This window comes from Paenibacillus sp. FSL W7-1088 (assembly GCF_037969855.1).
In the GTDB taxonomy this organism is placed as follows: domain Bacteria; phylum Bacillota; class Bacilli; order Paenibacillales; family Paenibacillaceae; genus Paenibacillus.
Genome location: NZ_CP150216.1, coordinates 2,364,299 through 2,385,805 on the forward strand (window position 1 = coordinate 2,364,299; position 21,507 = coordinate 2,385,805).

Below are 21,507 nucleotides of genomic sequence, written 5' to 3' on the forward strand. Positions count from 1 at the left end.
CTTTACACATGAGAAGAGGATAATTTTTTGTTGACACTAATTACCTGCACATGATATAGTATTTATTGTCGCCGCGATATAATTTCTCGGAGATAAGATATACGCGGTCGTGGCGGAATTGGCAGACGCGCACGGTTCAGGTCCGTGTGGGCTAACCCCCGTGGAGGTTCGAGTCCTCTCGACCGCATCATGTGCAACACGAAGAAAGGTTCCTAGAATGGCATTGCTGCCACTCTAGGAACCTTTTTTATCTGTTTACGGATCAGAGCGGTTGCTCATCCTGAATGTTTTTTCAACTATTCCTTCAACTTGAGCAAAGAAGAAGTTGATCTTTGTTTATTTATCCAAAAATGGAAAAGTGTTCGTTATGTGACGGTTTGCCCCTGTATTTCAGGTTTAATGTACGTAAAATACCGAAATGTACCTATCCTGAGCATCCTTCATCTACTATTCTCTTCTCGTATGGAAGCGCTATCAAAAGGGATTTGAATGACCAAATTCAGAGGGGGTAGGGATAATTTGAAACGAATCGGAAAAAGGATGGCAATGTGTTTCATGGTATTCATGATTGCGGTGGTGCAGTTCGGGATTATGGGAACGACAGGCGGCAATGTGGCACAAGCAGCAGATAAGAGTCTGGCCCAGAAGCCGTATATGGGTTGGAGCAGTTACAGCATGCAGGTATATGACGGGGCGGGTAACTGGACGTCGGCCGAGAGTATTAAGAAGCAGTCGGATGCCATGCGCGAGAAGCTGCAAGCCCATGGATATGAATACATTAATATTGATGCAGGCTGGAACGGTGATGAAGATGAATACGGCCGTCCTATTCCGAGTACTGTTCTTTATCCAAATGGATTTCAGGAGGTCATCGATTATGTCCATAATAACGGACAGAAGATCGGGATCTATCTCATTCCGGGATTATCAATCACCGCTTATGAAAAAAATCTTGAGGTGTATGGAACGGGTGGGGCATGTCGTATGCAGGATATTGCGGTAAAACCGCTCGTTGTTATGGATGCTTGGGATTCGTACACGTACAAAATTGATTTTTCGAACCCTTGCTCACAGAAGTACATTGACTCCATCGCGGATCTTCTTGGCGAGTGGGGCATCAACTTTGTCAAATTCGACAGTGTGACGCCAGGATCAGGGATTAATAACCTGAGCCGGGATGCACGCGGTGATGTAGAGGCATGGTCCAAAGCCCTGGACAGAAATAATATCTGGTTTGAGCTTTCCTGGGCGCTTGACCATAATTACGTGGACTTCTGGAAAAAGTATGCGAACGGCTGGAGGATCGATTGGGATGTTGAAGCCTACGACAGTAGTAAGGGGTTAACAGAATGGTCGAGTATTTCACGCTTATTCCCCATAGCAGCCATCTGGTGGCGTGATGCAGGTCCTGGAGGCTGGAACGATTTTGACTCCCTGAATGTCGGGAATGGCTCGATGGATGGTCTGACCAGAGACGAGCGGAAGACCGCGACGACGTTCTGGGCAATCTCTTCAGCACCGCTTTATACAGGTAATGATCTGACCAGGCTTGACAGCTATGGGCTGGAGCTTCTGACGAATGATGAGGTCATTGCGGTCAATCAGGCCGGACGTCCAGCTCATCCCGTTTCCATGGACACCAAACAGCAGGTATGGTATGCGAATAACGGAGATGGTACGTACAACGTAGCTCTGTTCAATCTGGGCAATCGGAGTGCCGAGGTCAAAGTGAAATGGAGTGATATTGGCCTCGAAGGTCCGGCTTCGGTCCGTGATCTCTGGAGCCATTCCGAACTGGGGAATTTTAATCATGAATTCAGTGGCGGCGTACTGGAACCCCATGCTTCCCGGATGCTTAAGGTAACCGCACTGAGCGGCACATCAGCCGTTAATGATGATGATACGGGCATGCGCTATAGTGGGGATTGGAAGCGTAATGGAGGCAAGGAGCAAATCGATGGCAGACAGGATCTGAGCATCGCCATTACGGATTCCTCAACGACCACTGGTCCAGCCAATATGAATACGCAGCAAGTAGCTGACTTGGAAGCCGGTGATGACCTAATCGCGAACGCAGAAAATGTAGCAAATCCTGCTTCCGTTGATGCGGCTGCTGTTACCGATGTGGTGTACATTAATGATGATGACAGCAATATTCAATACACGGGTTCATGGAGTTCAAGTTCCGGGAGAAATTTCGGGGATTACAAGGAAGATGTACATTTTACTGAGAATGACGGCGATTATTTTGAATATACCTTCACGGGCACAGGCATTGACCTGCTTACGGAGAAGGATCAAGAACAGGGAGACATGATAGTCACACTCGACGATGGAACGCCTGAAACGGTTAGCGCTTATACCAGTGATGAACGAGAAGTGCAACAGGTACTGTATAGCGCTGCTGGTTTGACTAACGGTTCGCATACCTTGAAAGTCGTCAAACAATCGGGCCAGTATATGCTGCTGGATGCGCTTAGAGTAACAAGGGAAATTCCTACAGGAGATCATAACAGCACCATTAGTCCGGCTTCTGCTGACTTTGACAAGGCAACAGAACAACAGAAGGACATTACTGTCACGCTCACATTGAACGGAAATACACTAACTGGCATTGAAAATGACGGAGTAATGCTCAGTGAAGACGACTACACGGTGGTCGATGACAAACTGAACATCAAGAAAGAATATCTCACCCAACTGCCTGTAGGAACAACCGACTTTGTTGTCAATTTCAGCGCTGGTGATCCGCAAACTCTTGCTGTTCAAATCAGAGATACAACGGGCCTTCGTTATGTCCTGATCAATAACGACGATCCGGCCATAAAATACAATGGCTCATGGTCCCGCAGCACGGGGCGAGGTATGGGCGACTATAAAGATGATGTGCAGTATACCGAGACGAATGGTGATTCTTTTGAATATACGTTCAGAGGAAGAGGAATCCAGCTGTTCACAGAGGTAGACCAGTCACAGGGAGATATGGATATCTACGTGGACGGTCAATTCAAGGAGACGGTCAGTGCGTATCGCAACGGACGATTGGCACAGCAGAATCTGTACAGCATATCGGGCTTGCCTGATGGGCAGCACACGCTGAAGGCCGTCAAGAAATCGGGTAGATTTATGCTGCTTGATATGCTCAAGGTTGAGCTCCCGAATATGATTAATCCGGTGAATGCGAGCTTTGACAAATTAGCTTCTGCTCAGGCTGACATTGATGTCACGCTTCTGATCCAGGCGGGAAGCTTCAAGGGCATTACCAACGGCTCCAATGAACTGACACGAGGGACTGATTATACAGTTAATGGCGACCGCGTTACACTGAGCAAAACATATCTTGCTGCCCAGCCTGTAGGAACGTTAAATCTCAGTTTTTCCTTCGGCGGTGATTATCTCAATGACGTACATTCTACGACGGCGGATGGAGATTTCTTCGAGTACACCTTCAAGGGTACTGGAATAAGCTTGATTACACCTACTGGACCGGAGCAGGGAGAAGTAGATATTTATGTCGACGGACAACTGAAGCAAACCGTGAACGCCTATAGTCCGAGTCGCCAAATGATGCAGGAGATTTACAGCATCTCAGGACTGGCAAAAGGTCAGCATACACTCAAAGTTGTGAAGAAATCCGGTGAGCTTATGCTGGCTGATCAACTGAAATTTAATGTCCCTACTGGAAACGGAAACGGTGAACCAACGAATCCGTCGAATCCGTCGAATCCAGGTGGTCCATCCAATCCAGGCGGGCCATCGACTCCAGTCGTCCAGCCTTCAGACACGTCTGTGCCAGCGCCAACTCCTGAATCCGGAACTACTGACGGGACAACAGGAACGGATGATGGTCAGGATATTCCGTACAAGGCGTATATTCAAGGATATCCGGGCGGTTTGTTCAAGCCAGATAACAAGCTCACCCGTGCAGAGATGGCAACCATAGTCGCATTGGTATCTGAGAAAGAAGCCACGGGATCTGCTGTTGCATTCAGTGACGTTAAATCTGAATATTGGGGAGCCGACGCCATTGCTAAGGTAAGCAAGATGGGGCTGATGAATGGCTACAAGGATGGCACGTTTAAGCCAAATCAGTCATTGACTCGTGCGGAGATGGCCACTCTTGTGTCCCTTCTTGGTCCGGCTTCCGAGATTTCAGGGGATGGTTTCTCGGATATCGGTAGCCATTGGGCCAAGGATGCCATTTTGAAAGCGAAAAGTGCAGGTATTTTGAAAGGCTATAATGATGGAACCTTTAGACCGAATGCCTTACTGACAAGAGCCGAAGCCGTTGTAGCAATCAACAGAGCTTTGGGCAGAGCACCGCTCACGAACGTTTCGCAGCCGCAGTGGAAGGATGTTCCTTCCACACACTGGGCCTTTGGCGATATTGAAGCAGCATCCACTGATCAGATTGTAAAAGCCCGATCAGAGGGGGAAGAACCAAAGAAGAAATGATGTAAACTAGGATTGGGGGCCATCTGGGCCCCTTTTTTTCTGAATGTTAAGGATTTATGGAAAAGGAGCGAGGCTTATTGTACAGAAAAACAGGTTTTTGGAGTTGTGGATTATTTCAAAATCAAAGAATTTCGGAAATGTAAAAAAAGCAATGATAATCGTCTTTTTATCGTTGCCTTTTATTCATTCCCGAATGAAATACGATTGAAGAATGAGATAAAACAATTGACTAAGCCGAAAAATATTATTATCTTTGATAACGCTACCAATACCTCAAAGAGGGGGAGGAGGGTTACCCATTAAATATTCCAGTGTTTTTCGTAAATTTTTAATTTCCTACGTGATCATTTTGGTGATACCCAGCATTGGCGGTTATATGTCTTATCTGACGTCCATCTCCGTAACACAGTCCATTTCCATTGAGAATAGTGTGACCCAACTTCAGAAAAGCCAGGAAATATTGGAGGGCCGCATGGCGGAAGTGGAAGGCTTCACCCGACAGCTTGCGGTCAATCAGGAATTGAACGTTCTGATGAATGAAAAGGACAACGAAACCAACGTATATGGGATATGGAGAACGATGGAGAATGTGTTGACCTTTGGACAGACCAATGATTTTCTGCAAAATTATTATATTTATCTTGCGAATTACAATCTAATTTTGACCCCGGGCTCTTCTTACCGACCGAATCACTATTACACTGATTTTCGTTATAACGATCTTTCGTTGGAAGAATGGATGAAGGACGTGTTGCGGAAGACCCACCGGAGTGAGATTAAACCGCTCAGTTCCTATGTTAGTAGGGGGAAGCAGACTTCCGTAATCACATATATGCAGTCATTGCCTCTGGACAGCTTCAATGATTCTTCACCGGCTGTCGCCGTTGTAATCATTGATGAGAAAATGATTCTCGGTCTGTTGTCCAGCCTGAATGACCGATACGGTGGCTGGGTTCATATCAGCGATGCGGAGGGAAATACCATTGCGCTGCAAGGGAGCTCCGAGCCCGAGATGGTGAAAATGGCCTCGGACGCTCATTTTGACCCAAGTAGAGTCAGCCAGTTCTATGGGGATGATCTCGTAATCACTACAAGATCCGAAAAGAACGGCTGGGTATACCAAGCGGGTATTCCCCGTCATATCCTGATGGAGAATGCAAACAGGATCAAGGGGATGACGATGCTGATTACGGGCGGCACACTGCTCATCGGACTGATTGTTGGACTTGTGCTGGCTTATCGCAACAGCGTTCCAATCAATCGGCTGTTAAGTGTAATGAAAGAGCAGTTTGGGAAGGATGAATCTTCTCCCAAAAATGAATTTGACTTTTTGAGTGGAAATATCGCTGATATGCTTACCAAGAACAAGCTGCTCGAATCCGAATTGAATCGCCAGCTTCCATTGGTCAGGGATGCTTTCCTGAAGCGATTGATCTCCGGCGAATTCAAATCACGGGATGAGATTCTTTCCGCCGCTGAACAGGCAGATATTAATTTGTATCAAGGCACGGGATATGCAGGAATTGTCCAGATTAAGGGTTATGCCAGTATGGACAGCGTTGAGATCCTGAATGAACTGAATGCCTCCCGACTACTGTTGAAGCAGGCTTTGACTGAACTGGGCGTAGATGTCCTGATGACCGATATGGGCTCGGACAAAGTGGTTGTCCTGTTCTTTTCGAAGGAAACCAACTCCGAAATGGATCGTGAAAAGGAAGATATCACGCATATCATGGAGAATCTGGCCCAGTATGTGTTCAATGAATACAGAATCACCATCCAGTCAGGATTCGGAAATCTCTTCACATCGCTGACAGAGGTCAGCCTATCCTTTGATCAGGCCAATCAGGCGCTGGAATATGCAGTCTACATGAACAAAAAAGGCATGATGTGGAACAACGAAGCCCAAACCGAAAATACAACGTATTATTACCCGCTGGATTCGGAGCAGCGGCTGATTGGCACGATCCGTGCAGGAGAACTTGAAGAGGCCAAACGGATTGTCGATGCGATCGTTGTGCAGAACAGGGAGCAGCGGGAGTTGTCCATGGAAATGAAGCATCAACTTGTCGGAGAAATGAAGGGGACTTTTCTCAAGTTGCTGGATCAAAAGGCGTTTACGGAATATGCCTCCATCGAGAATGTGAAACAGCGGGTCATTGATATTGGTTCCTCGGAGCCGCTCGAAACGATAAAGGCCGAGTTTTATGAAATTATGGAAGAGCTGTGCTCCGTTATTGCCAAAAAGAAGAAAGATGCCCATATTCAAATCATCAAACAGATTAAGGAATATACTGCGAAAATGTATTCCGATACAGAGCTGACGCTGTATCGAGTGGCAGAGCATGTGGAGCGGCCCGAGAAATACATTTCTCAATTATTCAAAGAGATTACGGGTGTTAATTTCTCCGACCACCTGATCAAAGTCCGAATGGATCAGGCTGTGATTTTGTTAAAAGAGAGCAATTATACGGTGGACGAAATTGCGTCACGGGTAGGTTACAATAGTTCTCACTCCTTCAGGAGGGCCTTCAAACGATTAAATGGCGTTTCGCCCAGTGCGTATAGACAATCGGTTGACGATTAAATGAATGGAAGACCCTTTGGCTGTGTTGTCCGTGTTCCGGACAATGCAGTCTTTTTTTTTGCGAATAGGCCTCCGTAATGGGAAAATGGCTGTTGTGATGCGGATGTGTGCCCCCAAAAACGGGATAACTGTACGTTTAATGGCGCAGGTGTACCTGTTTATGGGACATTAAAATCGGCTATGATCAGAAACAAGAAAGCGCTATCAAAATTTACGCATAGTAGACAGCTGGTAAGGGGGGATTGTTCTGGAGAAGGAAATCGTATTAAATCACAAGACATCAACACAGCCGAAGGCACCTGGTTTTCTGACCAATGCCCGCAAAAGAATGATGAAGCACTGGCAGTTACATCTACTGGTGATTCCGCCCTTGCTATTTTTTCTCATCTTCAAATATTATCCGATGATCAATGCGGTTCTTGCCTTTAAGGACTATAACGTCATCAAGGGAATATGGGGAAGTGATTGGGTTGGTTTCCAAAACTTTCGTCTGTTCTTTGAGAATCCATTATTCTGGACCCTGGTGAAGAACACCATTTTGCTTAGCGGTTATTTAGTGTTGGCCGGATTTCCAATTCCGATTGTGCTCGCACTCATGATTAACGAGGTGCGCGGAGCCAAGTTCAAGAAGTTTGTTCAGCTTGTATCTTTTGCTCCCTATTTCATCTCAACAGTCGTGATGGTGTCTATGATTATGCTGTTCCTGGCACCACGGCTTGGATTTGTGAACATCGCCATGAACTTCTTTGGGTTGGATTCCGTGAATTTTCTGGGTGAGCCAGGTATGTTCCGCTCAATTTACGTCTGGTCTGACATTTGGCAGACTGCGGGCTACAGTGCGGTTATTTATTTGGCAGCGCTTGCCGGAATCGATCCCACATTGTACGAAGCGGCCAAAGTTGATGGGGCCTCGCGTTTTCAAAAAATCCGTCACGTGGATCTGCCAGGGCTGGTGCCAACCATTGTCATTATTTTGATCCTGAATGTCGGAAATGTCATGGCGATTGGCTTTGAGAAAGTCTACCTGCTACAAAATCCGCTCAATCTGGCTAATTCTGAAATCATTGCAACTTATGTCTACCGAGTCGGCCTGTTGAATGCCAACTATAGCTTTGCAACTGCCGTAGGGCTGTTCAACTCACTGATCAATCTGGTCTTACTGGTTACGGTGAATGGTTTGGCGAAGAGAGTTACTAAGAATAGCATTTGGTAGGAAAGGAGTTCACCTATGGCTGCAAACGTTCAAACCAAAATTAAAGAGTCCGCCGTCGACAAAACGTTTCTGATTACAATCTACATTTTGCTCAGTCTCGTGGCGCTGGTGGTTATTTACCCCCTGATATTTATCGTCAGCAGTTCAATTAGCAGTCCGGCAGCAGTAACTTCCGGCCGGGTATGGCTATGGCCTGTAGATATTTCCTTCAACGGTTACAAGGCTTTATTTAATACACCTGAAATTCTCATCGGCTACGGTAACTCCATTTTCTATACGGCCGCTGGTACGCTGATCAGTGTAGCGTTGACCATCATGATCGCCTATCCGTTGTCACGCAAAACTTTTTTCGGCAGAAACACCCTGATGATGATCATCACCTTCACCATGATTTTCAGTGGAGGGCTGATTCCGACTTATATGGTGGTGAAGCAGCTTCATCTGATTGATACCCGCTGGGCGTTACTGATCCCGAATGCAATCTGGGTATGGCAGGTTATTATTGCTCGTTCGTTCTTTCAATCTTCTATTCCAGGGGAGCTTCTGGAAGCTAGTGAAATTGACGGCTGTAGTGATATGCGATTTATCTGGAGTGTTGTACTCCCGTTATCGAAGCCGATTATCGCCGTGCTGGTTCTCATGTATGCAGTGGGGCAGTGGAATGCGTACTTTGATGCTCTGATCTATCTCAAATCGGCAGACCTTTTCCCGCTGCAACTCATCTTGCGAAGTATCATCATTCAAAACAACGGTTCGGGTGCCATGGACGTGGCGAAAATGGTGGAAAGACAGCAGCTTACCGAACTGTTAAAATATTCGTTAATTGTGGTTGCCACTTTGCCTGTACTTGTCATCTATCCATTTGTACAGCGTCATTTTGTACAGGGGATGCTGGTAGGCTCCGTTAAGGGTTGATCCTTAGATTCGGTGTATGGAGAAAGAAGATATAGACAGTTCATACGCAAGGTACCATCGTCTCAACTGGTAAACTACAAAAAGGGAGTGATCAGATTTGAAGAAAAGTATGGTAACGTTATTGATGCTGGTAGTGGCATTCACAGTTGTCATGAGCGGGTGTTCCAATGGCAGCTCATCTACAGCACAACCGGGAAGCTCGGAAGAGGGCGGCAAGGTGAATATCAGCGTGTTCGCGGTTCAGGATTCCAGCATTGATATTCCGACCAATAAATTTACAGCATTTGTGGAAGACAAATTCAATATCAAATTCAATTGGGAGATCAATCCATCGGATGGAGCCAAGGAAAAGCGCCAAATCTCACTTGCAAGCGGCGACTATCCCGATGCCTATCTGCTGACCCACTATATAGACCAATTCTCTCAAGCAGATCTGCTGAAGTATGGCAAGCAGGGTGTGCTCGTTCCTTTGAACGATCTCATTGATCAATACGCTCCCAACATCAAAGCGGCCATGGAGAAAAACCCTAATTTGAAAACGCTTAATACAGCGCCTGATGGTAATATCTATGGACTTGTTGCGTATACAGAATGTTTCCACTGCTCCTATCCGAGCAAGATGTGGATTAATACCGAGTGGCTGAAAAAGCTGAATCTGGAAATGCCAAAGACGACCGAAGAATTCAAAAACGTGCTGCAAGCTTTCAAAACGCAGGACCCGAACGGAAACGGCAAAGCAGATGAGGTACCGCTGAGTGGTTCCATAGAGGAGTTTGGCGTACGAATTATTCCTTTCCTGATGAATGCATTTGTCTATGACGATGACCGGAACTACCTGCAAATGGAAAATGGAAAAGTTCAATCTGCGGCAATTACACCTGAATGGAAAGAAGGATTGACTTACATCAAGTCCCTCTTTGATGCAGGTCTGATTGACCCTGGTGCATTCACACAAAACGCAGAAGCATTCAAGAAAATCGGTGAGAATGCTGACGCTGAAATTCTGGGTGCCGGTGCAGCTATGCATCCCGCGATCTTCGTAAACATTGACGAAGGCAATACTCGTTCGGCGCACTATAACCCGCTGCCTCCGATTTCTGGACCACAGGGTGTGTCCTATGCGACGCATGATGCGGGCGGTGTATCTCCAGGAGCAAAATTTGTAATTACAAACAAGGCAAGTGAAGAAGCGCAGATTGCCCTGATCAAAATGGTTGACTACATGTTCACACCAGAAGGTCAAACGAACGGTGCGAGCGGTATGAAGGGGATTGACTGGACTGATCCGGTGGATGGTGATGTGGCACTGGGTAAAGACGTTAAACCTGTAGTGAAACAAATCCCTATGGCTGAAGGTGAGGCACCACGTAATGCGGGCTGGAGCGGCATGGCTCACTTCTATATGCCAAAAGAATACCGTGATACATTCGTACAGGGCACAGATATTTATGCATCCAATGGTTATGAGCGCAGATTATATGATGCATCGCTGTTGTACGAAGGGCATGAGCCCAAAGAGTTGTTCCCGATCTGGTCCGTCTGGATTGATCCAAACGAAATTGATGAAGCCAGCTTGCTGCAAACCAATATTAGAAACTACATTGAGCAAAATGAATTACAATTCATCACAGGCAACAAGGATTTGAATAAGGACTGGGATGCTTATGTGAAAGGTTTACAGAACCTGAAGCTCGATCGTTATCTGGAAATTTTGCAAAAAGCATATGACACAAGCAAGTAATTAACAGGGATATCGGAATCAGGTGCCTATGATGTACCGGCACCTGATTTTCCTTGTATTTAGGCAGAAGAGAAGTATGATGATGGAGTAAATGTGCTAATCGAGGATAGGCAATGGATGCGTTACATACCAAGAAGGGTGGGATCAACATTCCTGTGACTGAACAAGAACATATCACGAATTCCACGACGATAAGACTGACGGATTATGGCGCTGTGCCGGACTCTGAGCTGGACACCCAGCCAGCCATGGCTCGTGCCATTCAGGCGGCGGCCGAAATCCCTGGTCCGGTGGTGCTGGACTGTGCAAGAGGCAGGTATCATTTCTACCCGGAGGAGGCGATTCGGGCGCCTTATTATATCTCCAACACGACGAGTGAAGAAGAGAACCCAGACGTAACCAAGACCATTGCCATTTTGCTGAAAGGGATGAACGATGTAACACTGGAGGGCAACGGTTCCCTGTTTATTTTCCACGGCAAACAGACCCTGTTCTTGCTGGACAATTGCATGAATGTAGAGATTCGCAATCTGCGTACAGACTATCACCAGCCGACGGTGACCGAGATGACGATTATCTCCAGCGGAAAGCATTATTTCGATGCCCGGATTCACCCCGAATCCCGTTATCAGATTCGGGACAACAAGCTAATCTGGCTCGGTGAAGGCTGGAGTTTTGCGGAAGGTCCCATGCAAACCTATGATCCATTGCGGAATACAACCTGGCGAATCGACAATTGGCTGGAATTGGCCCAATCTGTGGAAGAGCTTGAGCCGATGACCATCCGTTTGCATTTTGATTTTCAACCTGATGTGGTCCCGGGTCATGTACTACAAAACCGCGATGGCATTCGTGATCAAGTTGGAGCTTTTATGACCGAATGCTCGGATATAACGTGGAGGGACGTGAGTCTGCATTTTTTGCATGGACTCGGTGTCGTTGGCCAATTCAGCACAAATCTGACCTTCTCACGGATGAACCTGGCTCCCCGCACTGAAACGGAACGGACGGTTGCCGGCTTTGCGGATTTTCTGCACATCTCCAGCTGTAGAGGTAAAGTTACCGTAAGGGACAGCTATTTTTCCGGTTCGCATGATGATCCTGTCAATGTCCACGGTACCTATTTACGAATTGTAGATCAGCCGGCAGTGAATTGTGTGAAGGTTCGATTCATGCATCCCCAGACGTATGGGCTTCCCGCGTTTTATCCTGGTGATGAGATCGAATTGGTCCGTTCCGGTTCGTTGACGACCTACGCTTCCAACAATGTGGTTGCGGTTGAGCGTTTAAGTGCTCGTGAGCTTTTACTGACTCTTGCTCATCCAGTGCCGGACGGTATTGGCAGCCATGATGTCATTGAGAATGTAACCTGGACACCTGAGGTGGACATTACAAATAATCATTTTGCCCGAGTACCAACACGAGGCATACTCGTAACGACCCGTCGGAAAGTGCTGATTACCGGGAATACATTTGAACGGATGTCTATGAATGCTATTTTGATTGCGGTGGATGCCGAGTCCTGGTATGAGTCCGGAAGGGTGGAAGATGTAACGATCACCGATAACCATTTTATTGAATGTGGCGGCAGTGAGCATCCCGTGATATTCATATCCCCGGAGAATGTGGAGGTGGATGAGAACGCTCCCGTTCACCGACAGGTCGTTATCCTGAATAACCGTTTCGAAACCAGTGGAGATGTCCAAATTGTAAGCGCCAAATCCACTCGCGGGCTAGTGTTCAAGTCAAATCAAATAATTTCTACCAGCGAGACAGGAAAGTTATCCTGCGTTGAAGAAGCAGTTTATGTAATCGCTTGCAGCGAGCTTGACATAGCGGATAATACGTTCACTAATGTTTTAGAAGGATCTAACCAGTAATTCAATAATCTTAAGGGAGAGTGCACATGAAACTTCAATATGACAAACCTGCACATGTATGGACGGAAGGGCTTCCCCTAGGTAATGGCCGTCTTGGGGGCATGATCTTTGGTGGGGTGGAGCAGGAGAAAATCAGCTTGAATGAGGACACGCTGTGGTCCGGTTATCCGAAGAACGGCAACAACCCTGGCGCAAAGGACGCTCTGCCAAAGGTTCGCAAGTTGTTACAGGAGGAACGTTATACGGAAGCAGACACGCTGACCAAAGAGATGATGGGCCCGTACACCCAATCGTATCTGCCTTTCGGAGATTTGCTTCTGCGTTTTGAACACGGGAACATCTGCCATTCCTACAAGCGGACGCTGGATATAGAAAATGCAGTGCACAGCCTTGAATATCAGATTGGCCATGTTATTTATACCCGTGAAATGTTTGCATCGCATCCTGACCAGGTTCTTGTACTGCGACTGGCAGCAAGTGTGGAAGGTGCGCTGAATGTACATGCGTCGTTGGATAGCCCACTTAGACATATGACTGGGTTTAGGGAAGATCGCTTTGTTCTGGAAGGAACAGCCCCGGAGCATGTCGAGCCCAGCTACGTTGCAAGCGACGACCCGATCCGATACGGTGACCCCGAAAATAACAAGGGCATGACCTTTGAAGGACAGCTAGCGGTAAAGACAGAGGATGGACAGGTAACGGTGGATGGCAGAGGAATTCATGTGTTGGGTGCGACAACAGCAACCTTTTATTTCAGTGCGGCTACCAGTTTTAATGGTATGGATGCTATTCCGGGAGTCGAGGGAAAAGATGCTTCCTTCATTGCAAGTTCATTTCTGGATGAGGCGGTAGCCAAGCCATATGACAGCCTGCTTGACTCACATATTACGGATTACCGTGTGCTGTTCGATCGGGTGAAGCTTCAGCTTGGAAACTCACCTGCTCCGGAGCAGATGTCCACTGAACAGCGGATTACGACCTATGGGGCGGAGGATCCGGGGCTTGTGGAGCTTCTCTTTCATTATGGGCGTTACCTGCTGATCGCAAGCTCCCGTCCGGGAACGCAGGCTGCAAATCTTCAGGGCATCTGGAATGCAGTAACTCGTCCTCCCTGGAGCAGCAATTACACGCTGAATATTAATACTGAAATGAACTATTGGCCGGCTGAAATATGCAATTTGGCTGAATGCCATGAGCCCTTGCTGGACTTGATCAGCCATTTGGCGAAGAAGGGTGTTGAGACTGCACAGGTCAACTATGGCACTCATGGCTGGACCACGCATCATAATACGGATATCTGGGGACAGACGGCACCGGTAGGCAATTATGGTGACGGTGATCCCAGCTGGGCCTTCTGGCCGATGGGCGGTATTTGGCTGACTCAGCATGTATGGGAGCATTATGCCTTCAGCGGAGACGAGACGTATTTGCGGAATTCCGCTTATCCAGTGATGAAGGAAGCTGCGCTGTTCGCACTGGACTGGCTCATTGACGATGGTAGCGGTAACCTTGTGACTTCACCTTCGACTTCGCCGGAGCATAAATTCCGGACAGCGGAAGGTGTAGCAGCGGTCAGTCCGGGTTCAACCATGGATATCTCATTAATCTGGGAGTTGTTCACCAACTGTATTGAAGCCTCGGAAATACTTGGAACGGACCTGGATTTCAGAAAAGAACTGGTAAGCATCCGCGAACGTCTTCTGCCGCTGCAAGTCGGGAAATATGGTCAATTGCAGGAATGGTCGAAGGACTATGAGGATGAGGACATTTACCATCGGCATACTTCGCATCTGGTAGGCGTGTATCCGGGTCGACAGCTTTCGGACGAGGAGACACCGGAGTTGTTTGTCGCTGCCAGAACCTCCCTTGAACGGCGGGGAGACGAAAGCACGGGTTGGAGCCTAGGATGGCGTGTTGCGCTTTGGAGTCGTTTCAGGGAAGGAAATCGTTCCCTGCGTCTGCTCTCCAACATGCTGCGCCTGGTCAGAGATGGAGCGTCGGAGCAATATAACCATGGCGGTGTATATCCGAATCTTCTGGGCGCACATCCTCCGTTTCAGATCGACGGCAACTTCGCAGCTTCTGCCGGTATAGCCGAGATGCTGCTGCAATCTCACCGTCCATATATGGAACTACTACCTGCACTGCCGGATGCTTGGCAGCAGGGCAACGTTTCCGGCCTGCGTGCCCGAGGTGGATTTGAGGTCAGTATCCGGTGGGACAACGGACAACTCGTAGAAGCGTACATCACTTCTCATCTGGGCCGGGACTGCGTGCTTAGAGGTGAAGGCCCAGTTGTGGTAACGCTTGACGGCAGCGTGCTTGAAACGGAGGAAACCCATTCAAATATCATAAGCTTCCCTACATCTGCAGGACGTACCTACAGGGTAAAGTTGAGTTAAATCGCGTTATGGATCGGAAGATCGTTGCATGGAAAATGCTCTATTCGGTCTTTATAATGAGGGCAGACTTGGGCAGGAGAGACCTAACCAGCTCCGCTCAGGGCACAGCATGCAACAATAAGGAGGCATATGATGCTAACTAGCGATACAGCCGTACAAGTGCAGCAACAGAATGTTAATCTTGTAAGCGTTACAAATGGCCACGTGAGCCTGGAGATCAATCTTGAAAATGGTGAAGTGTCCTTTATCGGCAACCATTCTTCCCATGTAAAGGGCATTCGTAGTGCTTTTCGCTGGCAGGGCCGGGAATACAGCACGGATCATTATCAGAACCATGAGCTGACGGCACAGGAAGATATTGTTCGAGAAGGTTTTGGAAAAGGCATCCGCTTGGTGGTTCTGCATAAAGCTTCGCTGCTGCCGCAACTGGAGCAGCATTTCTATATGTATGAATCTTCACCATATGTACTGGTGCAGACCGCTATAGTCGGTGATGAAGAACTTAAGGCGAATCGCATGGCTGTCATCCAATCCAAAACCATATCGCTCGGCGGAGAATCCGGCCAGGATGAACCAAGCATTCTGCGTGTTCCGTTTGATAACGATAAATGGGTCAGATATACGGTCGTTAAGCCGCCGCTTGATGTGGAGAGTTACGAGGCGACAGCCTTGTTCGCGCCTGACAGCCGCCGGGGAATTGTGATGGGTTCCCTTACGCATAAGGTATGGAAAACAGGGATTCGCATCCAAAGCGAAAAAAGCGGACATATCGAGGGACTTGATCTGTACGGCGGTGCCGTGAGTGAACTGACTCGCGATTCCCAGCCTCATGGTTATGTGAAGGGAAAAAGAGTGGAATCCCCATTGGTATTCGTCGGGTTCTATGAAGACTACCGTGAAGGTCTTGAAGCCTACGGTCAGGCGAATACCTGGATTGAGGCTCAATTGCCTTGGGAGGGCGGTGTCCCGATCGGATGGAACAGCTGGTCTGCGGCCATGAGTGATCTGGACTATGATCTGTATACAGCGACCAGCGATTTTCTGAAAAATGAAGTACAGCCGCTTGGATTCGAGAATGAGGAAACGTTATACATCAACTTTGATGCTTTCTGGGACAATTTTACGCCGGAAGAGATGAAGAGCGCGCTGGACCGGGTGCGGCAAAATGGACATAGAGCGGGAACGTACTGGACCCCATTTGCCTTCTGGGGCGGGCCTGATCAGTTCGGTCAGGCGGTCGAAGGAACGAACGGCAAATACACCTATGCAGATATTCTGCTGCGTGACAGTGAGGGCGAAATTTTGCCAGATGTAGACGGTGGTCTGGCAATAGACCCGACACATCCCGGCAACCTGCAAAGAATTGACTGGTTCACGGATAAATTCATCGCGGAAGGTTTCGAATATATCAAACTGGATTTCTTGGCACATGGCTCGCTGGAAGGACAGCACCACAATCCGGATATTACTACAGGGATCGCGGCTTATCACTATGGCATGTCTTATTTGCAGCATAAGATCTCACCAGAAGTAATCGGACGTCCATTTTTCATAAACTTGTCCATCGCTCCATTATTTCCATATGCATTTGCCCACAGCCGTCGTATTTCCTGTGATGTCTTCGGTACACTTGCAGATACGGAATATATGCTGAACTCGCTGACACACGGCTGGTGGATGAGCAACACACTTTATCGCTACAATGATCCGGATCATTCCGTGTTATACAAGAGCTTCAACCAGGAAGCTACCGGCTGGCATGAAGGCCGCAGTCGTCTGACCGCTTCAGTTATTGCTGGTACGGTGCTCCTGCTCGGGGATGACTTCCGTAAAGAGGAAGCTGCCGAACGAGCAAAAGAATGGCTTGGCAACAAGGATATTTTGAACGTTGCTCGTATGGGGAAAACCTTCCGTCCAGTTGAAGGTGATTATGGGAAACTGTCTTCTGATGTGTTTGTCCTTGAATCGCCGGAAGAGAAGAGTTTCTATCTTGCTGTCTTCAACTTTGATGCTGAACAAGCAGTGGTTAAATCCATCTCGCTGGAGCGGGCCGGGCTAAACGCCAATGCCGTATACCGCTTACAGGATCTGTGGGAAGGTTCACAGGGGGAAACGTCTGGAGAGCTTACGGTCTCGCTGGAACCGGCGGAATCCAAAATCTTCAGATTGACCGTGAAGGGAAACTGACTGGGCGACATGACAACCCAGAGCTGTGAACGGTTATAGGATATAAAAAAACAAAGTCAAACGCGCGCTTTTGTATCTCACAGATCGCGCGTTTGTCTATTTTGGGAATGAGTGTATTTCTAAAGAAATTTATTATTGGACTGGAGGACATGATATGAACGATTTTACTTTGTGGTATTCAACCCCTGCAGCGGATTGGTCTCAAGGCCTGCCGCTGGGCAATGGAAGAATAGGGGCAGTTGTTATGGCGTCATCGCATCGTGAGGTATGGAGTATGAGCGAGGTTACCTTCTGGTCGGGGCGGATTGACCCGGAGCATCCTTCCGAAGGAGGCAAGGCTGCACTGGAAGAGATGCGCAGCTATTTCTTCTCCGGCGATTATGATGAAGGAGATCGTCTTGCCAAACAACATTTGCAGCCAACGAAACGTAATTTCGGTACCCATCTTGGATTATGTGAAGTTGTGATTGATTTTGAGAAGAAGAATTCGGATTCTGATGAAGAGGGAATTTTCCAACGTGAGCTGGATCTGACTCAAGCGCTGGCCGGGGCGTTCTGGAAGGATGACAATATCATGATTAGACGTGAAGTTTTCGCTTCCAATGTCGATGATATCGTCGCCTCCAGAGTTTGGAGCGAAGTTCCGGGTAGCGTAACCTTTACACTTGGCTTGCAGGCGGGCACGGAATCATTCAAGGTTGTAGCCTTAGACGACAACACGCTTGAATTCCAAGGACAGGCAACGGAAAATGTACATAGTGATGGGACTTGCGGCGTATGGTCCAAGGGTTTGGTCAAGTTGGTTATATCCGGGGGGACGGTCGCAAGCAGAGATGGTCGATTGACTGTGACCGGAGCGGATGAGGCCTGGATTTATTTTAGTGTGAGCACAGATTATCGCCGTACAGATCAGGAGTGGGCAACAGAGAACGAGTCTACGCTGATGAGGGCTTTGGAGAAGGGGTATGCTTTGCTGAGGGAGGATCATATCCGTGATTACGGCGAGCAATATGACAAGGTAGATATACAGTTGGGGCACAAGGGGAAATCCGGTCTGGCTACAGACCAACGCATTCGTTTGTTGGAGCAGGGTGAGGGGATTGAAGATCCGCAGCTGTTTGCATTATTTTTTCAATATGGACGGTATCTTACCATTGCGGGCTCTCGTGAGAACTCACCGCTGCCACTCCATCTCCAGGGAATCTGGAATGATGGTGAAGCGTGCCGAATGGGCTGGAGCTGTGATTATCACCTTGATATGAATACCCAGATGAATTATTACCCCACAGAGATTACGAATCTTGGAGAGAGCCATCTTCCGTTATTTAGGTATGTTGAGGATCTGGCACAGGCGGGCAGGGAAACGGCTCGTAATGTATATGGATGCGAAGGATGGGTCGCTCATGTCTTCTCCAATGTATGGGGCTTTACGTTGCCTGGGTGGGAGACCTCATGGGGGCTGAACGTTACAGGCGGATTATGGCTGGCTACACACCTGATTGAGCATTATGAGTATAGTCAGGATCGTGTTTTCCTAGAGAATGTGGCCTATCCTGTACTTAAAGAATCCGCGGCCTTCTATCTGGACTACATGTGTGAGCATCCTCGGAACGGTTGGCTGGTGACGGGTCCTTCCAATTCGCCGGAGAATCATTTTTATCCCGATAATTCGAGAGAGGCGGCACAGCAGCTGTCTATGGGAACAACAATGGACCAGATGCTGGTGCGCAGGCTCTTCGAATTTTGTCTTCATTCCGTTGAACTTTTGAATAAAGACGAGGAACTCGGTCGCAAGCTGGAAGAAGCAATTAGCAAGCTTCCACCTCTACAGATCGGCAAGAAAGGCCAGTTACAGGAATGGCTGGAGGATTATGAGGAGGTGCAGCCGGAGCATCGGCATTTGTCTCATATGTATGCGCTGTATCCGGACAATCAGATTACACCTGACCATACACCGGAACTCAGTGCGGCAGCACGAGTAACGCTGGAGAACCGCATGGTCCAGGAAGAGCTGGAGGATGTTGAATTTACAGCTGCTTTGTTTGGACTGGGTTTTGCGAGATTGCACGATGGAGAGACGGCATATAAACACCTCTCACATTTGATCGGCGGCCTGTGCTTCGATAATCTGTTCACCTATTCCAAATCCGGAATTGCTGGAGCAGAGAGTAATATTTTCGTCATTGATGGGAATTTCGGCGGTACAGCGGTCTTAGCAGAGATGCTGCTGCAAAGTTATGCGGGCGAGATACACCTTCTGCCAGCGCTTCCACAGGCATGGAGCACCGGCTCGATAACCGGGTTGAGAGCAAAAGGGAATGCCGAGGTTGACATCGTTTGGGAGAATGGAAAGCCGACCTCTACGAACATTCACACGTTCTCGCCGGGAACATTCACCATTTGTTGGGGCAACCAAAGAACGATCCTTCATGCCGAAGCAGGCGAAAGTTACTATTTCAATAGCGAGCTGGAGTTGGTAAAATAACGATCTATACTTGAAAATAACTTTCATTTATATGGACCATGGTCCCACGGGGGGAAAAACATATAATAGAGACAGAAAGAGACAAAGGGAGGGGACGTTGATGTATAGTATTTTTTTGGTAGACGATGAAGAGCTGGGACTTGAGATGATGAGGGATTATATCCGTTGGGAAGAGATGGGCATCTATATCATGGGAACGGCGAGTAACGGCAGGGAGGCCTTGGAGAAGATCGAGGCCACCCAGCCTGATATCGTTCTTACCGATGTTCAGATGCCGATAATGAACGGTATTGATCTGGCGAGAAAGATACATGAGAGCTACGACTCGATCCAGGTGATGTTTCTGACCGGGCACGATGAATTTCAATATGTAAAATCGGCTATCAACGTAGGGGCCGTGGGATATATGCTAAAACCTTTGGATTTAAATGAAATTGAAAGCGTTATCAGTAAAGTTAAACAGCGTTGTGACGAAGTTGCAATGAAGAACCGTTCCATGGAGGCGGCCAAAGCCAACATCCTGAAGGAGTTATCTTACGAAAAAAATGAGGATCGTGCTCTTGATCTCGCTTGTAGTTTCAGCCGTCTAACCCGTCAATCGGAGACCACACGATATGCAATGGCCTTGTTCAGTATCGATCCCAAGGAGGCTGAAGAGGAACAGCAAAGTCTGGAGGAATGTACGGCTCGGCTGGTGTCTTTTCTCGATCATTTCTTCAAAGCGAAGAACCTGAAAGCGATCTTTGTGGATTACAAGGAAGGAGAGACCGGTGTATTTATGGAAGCGGCCCAGCAGCCGGGACATTATGCGTGGGAAGACTTGGCTGAGGCTATTCGTAGTGCCCTGGATTTTACGGTAACGGCTGCTGTAGGCGGACAAGAGACCGAGTTATCCAACATTCACTGTTTGTACGAACAGACGCGAACCATCTTGAACGAGCGTTTCTATGAAGGTACAGGCACGATTATTCATGCCGAGACACTTTCGAACCAGTTTTATACGGAGCATATGCCCCCTTTTGAACAAAAGGAATGGTTTGAGGCTATTAATCGACTGGATTTTGAATGGGCCGCACAGAAGCTGCACGGGTATATTGAGGGATTGGCAACACTGCGAGTCAAGAAGAAAATCATCTGCGACTGGTCGATAGATCTCGTTAATGAGCTGCTGGAGCAGCTTCATAAACCTGTTCCGAAGCGGGCTGAGCTGTATCATTCCATCTATAATGCACTGACTCTGCATGAGATCGAGGATCTGATTCTCGGTACTGCGGAAGATGCGGTGAGTATGCTGGGTGAGCGGTTTATGGACAAAAATGCAAAATTGATTCACAAGGTCCGCACCCTCATCGATCAGAATTACAATCAGCCGATTACCATCAACAGCCTGTCTGATCAGGTCTATTTGTCACCGAACTATTTGAGATCCATATTTAAGGACAAAACAGGAATGACCATTCACGATTATCTGACACGCATCAGACTGGATAAAGCCAGGGAACTGCTGGCAGATGGCTCGCTCAAGATTCACGATATCGCGCAGAACGTGGGCTATGAAAGTACATCTTATTTTATATCTCTTTTCCTGAAGACACAGGGCGTAACACCCAACGAATACAGGAAAAGTATATGACGATACAGG

Annotated in this window: 10 protein-coding genes and 1 tRNA gene; all 11 read left to right on the plus strand. The window is 47.8% G+C overall.

The window, feature by feature from the left end:
- Positions 1–103 precede the first annotated feature (103 nt).
- The 11 genes from MKY42_RS10975 (at position 104) to MKY42_RS11025 (ending at position 21,498) form a co-directional block, all read left to right on the plus strand.
- Positions 104–187: transfer RNA gene (locus MKY42_RS10975), tRNA-Leu, on the plus strand.
- 377 nt (positions 188–564) lie between these two features.
- Entirely contained in the window at positions 565–4,455 is a 3,891-nt protein-coding gene (locus MKY42_RS10980; RefSeq protein ID WP_339850938.1) for a X2-like carbohydrate binding domain-containing protein, read from the plus strand.
- Positions 4,456–4,831: 376 nt separating this feature from the next.
- A complete protein-coding gene (locus tag MKY42_RS10985; protein ID WP_339850941.1) occupies positions 4,832–7,042 on the plus strand; it encodes a helix-turn-helix domain-containing protein in 2,211 nt (736 codons plus the stop codon).
- Positions 7,043–7,370: 328 nt separating this feature from the next.
- Positions 7,371–8,255: an ABC transporter permease subunit gene (locus MKY42_RS10990; protein ID WP_143805411.1), complete on the plus strand. Its 885-nt coding sequence runs from the start codon at positions 7,371–7,373 to the stop codon at positions 8,253–8,255.
- Positions 8,256–8,270: 15 nt separating this feature from the next.
- The gene (locus MKY42_RS10995; RefSeq protein ID WP_076289382.1) at positions 8,271–9,170 is read left to right on the plus strand and encodes a carbohydrate ABC transporter permease; all 900 of its coding nucleotides are present in this window, start codon (positions 8,271–8,273) and stop codon (positions 9,168–9,170) included.
- 97 nt (positions 9,171–9,267) lie between these two features.
- Complete coding sequence (locus tag MKY42_RS11000) at positions 9,268–10,911, plus strand: extracellular solute-binding protein (protein WP_076289383.1); 1,644 nt, start codon at positions 9,268–9,270, stop codon at positions 10,909–10,911.
- 113 nt (positions 10,912–11,024) lie between these two features.
- Entirely contained in the window at positions 11,025–12,791 is a 1,767-nt protein-coding gene (locus MKY42_RS11005; protein WP_179265228.1) for a right-handed parallel beta-helix repeat-containing protein, read from the plus strand.
- Between the two features lie 26 nt (positions 12,792–12,817).
- Positions 12,818–15,193: a glycoside hydrolase family 95 protein gene (locus MKY42_RS11010; RefSeq protein ID WP_179265227.1), complete on the plus strand. Its 2,376-nt coding sequence runs from the start codon at positions 12,818–12,820 to the stop codon at positions 15,191–15,193.
- A 129-nt stretch (positions 15,194–15,322) separates the two neighbouring features.
- Entirely contained in the window at positions 15,323–17,380 is a 2,058-nt protein-coding gene (locus tag MKY42_RS11015; protein ID WP_339850947.1) for an alpha-galactosidase, read from the plus strand.
- Positions 17,381–17,534: 154 nt separating this feature from the next.
- On the plus strand, positions 17,535–19,865 hold the full coding sequence (locus MKY42_RS11020) for a glycoside hydrolase family 95 protein (protein ID WP_339850950.1): 2,331 nt from the start codon (positions 17,535–17,537) through the stop codon (positions 19,863–19,865).
- 100 nt (positions 19,866–19,965) lie between these two features.
- Entirely contained in the window at positions 19,966–21,498 is a 1,533-nt protein-coding gene (locus tag MKY42_RS11025) for a response regulator (RefSeq protein WP_339850953.1), read from the plus strand.
- Positions 21,499–21,507 lie beyond the last annotated feature (9 nt).

Coding starts and splice junctions, on each gene's coding strand:
- MKY42_RS11025 (WP_339850953.1), top strand. CDS start 19,966: ATGTATAGTATTTTTTTGGTAGACGATGAAGAGCTGGGACTTGAGATG.
- MKY42_RS10985 (WP_339850941.1), top strand. CDS start 4,832: ATGTCTTATCTGACGTCCATCTCCGTAACACAGTCCATTTCCATTGAG.
- MKY42_RS10990 (WP_143805411.1), top strand. CDS start 7,371: ATGATGAAGCACTGGCAGTTACATCTACTGGTGATTCCGCCCTTGCTA.
- MKY42_RS10995 (WP_076289382.1), top strand. CDS start 8,271: ATGGCTGCAAACGTTCAAACCAAAATTAAAGAGTCCGCCGTCGACAAA.
- MKY42_RS11005 (WP_179265228.1), top strand. CDS start 11,025: ATGGATGCGTTACATACCAAGAAGGGTGGGATCAACATTCCTGTGACT.
- MKY42_RS11015 (WP_339850947.1), top strand. CDS start 15,323: ATGATGCTAACTAGCGATACAGCCGTACAAGTGCAGCAACAGAATGTT.
- MKY42_RS10980 (WP_339850938.1), top strand. CDS start 565: ATGATTGCGGTGGTGCAGTTCGGGATTATGGGAACGACAGGCGGCAAT.
- MKY42_RS11010 (WP_179265227.1), top strand. CDS start 12,818: ATGAAACTTCAATATGACAAACCTGCACATGTATGGACGGAAGGGCTT.
- MKY42_RS11020 (WP_339850950.1), top strand. CDS start 17,535: ATGAACGATTTTACTTTGTGGTATTCAACCCCTGCAGCGGATTGGTCT.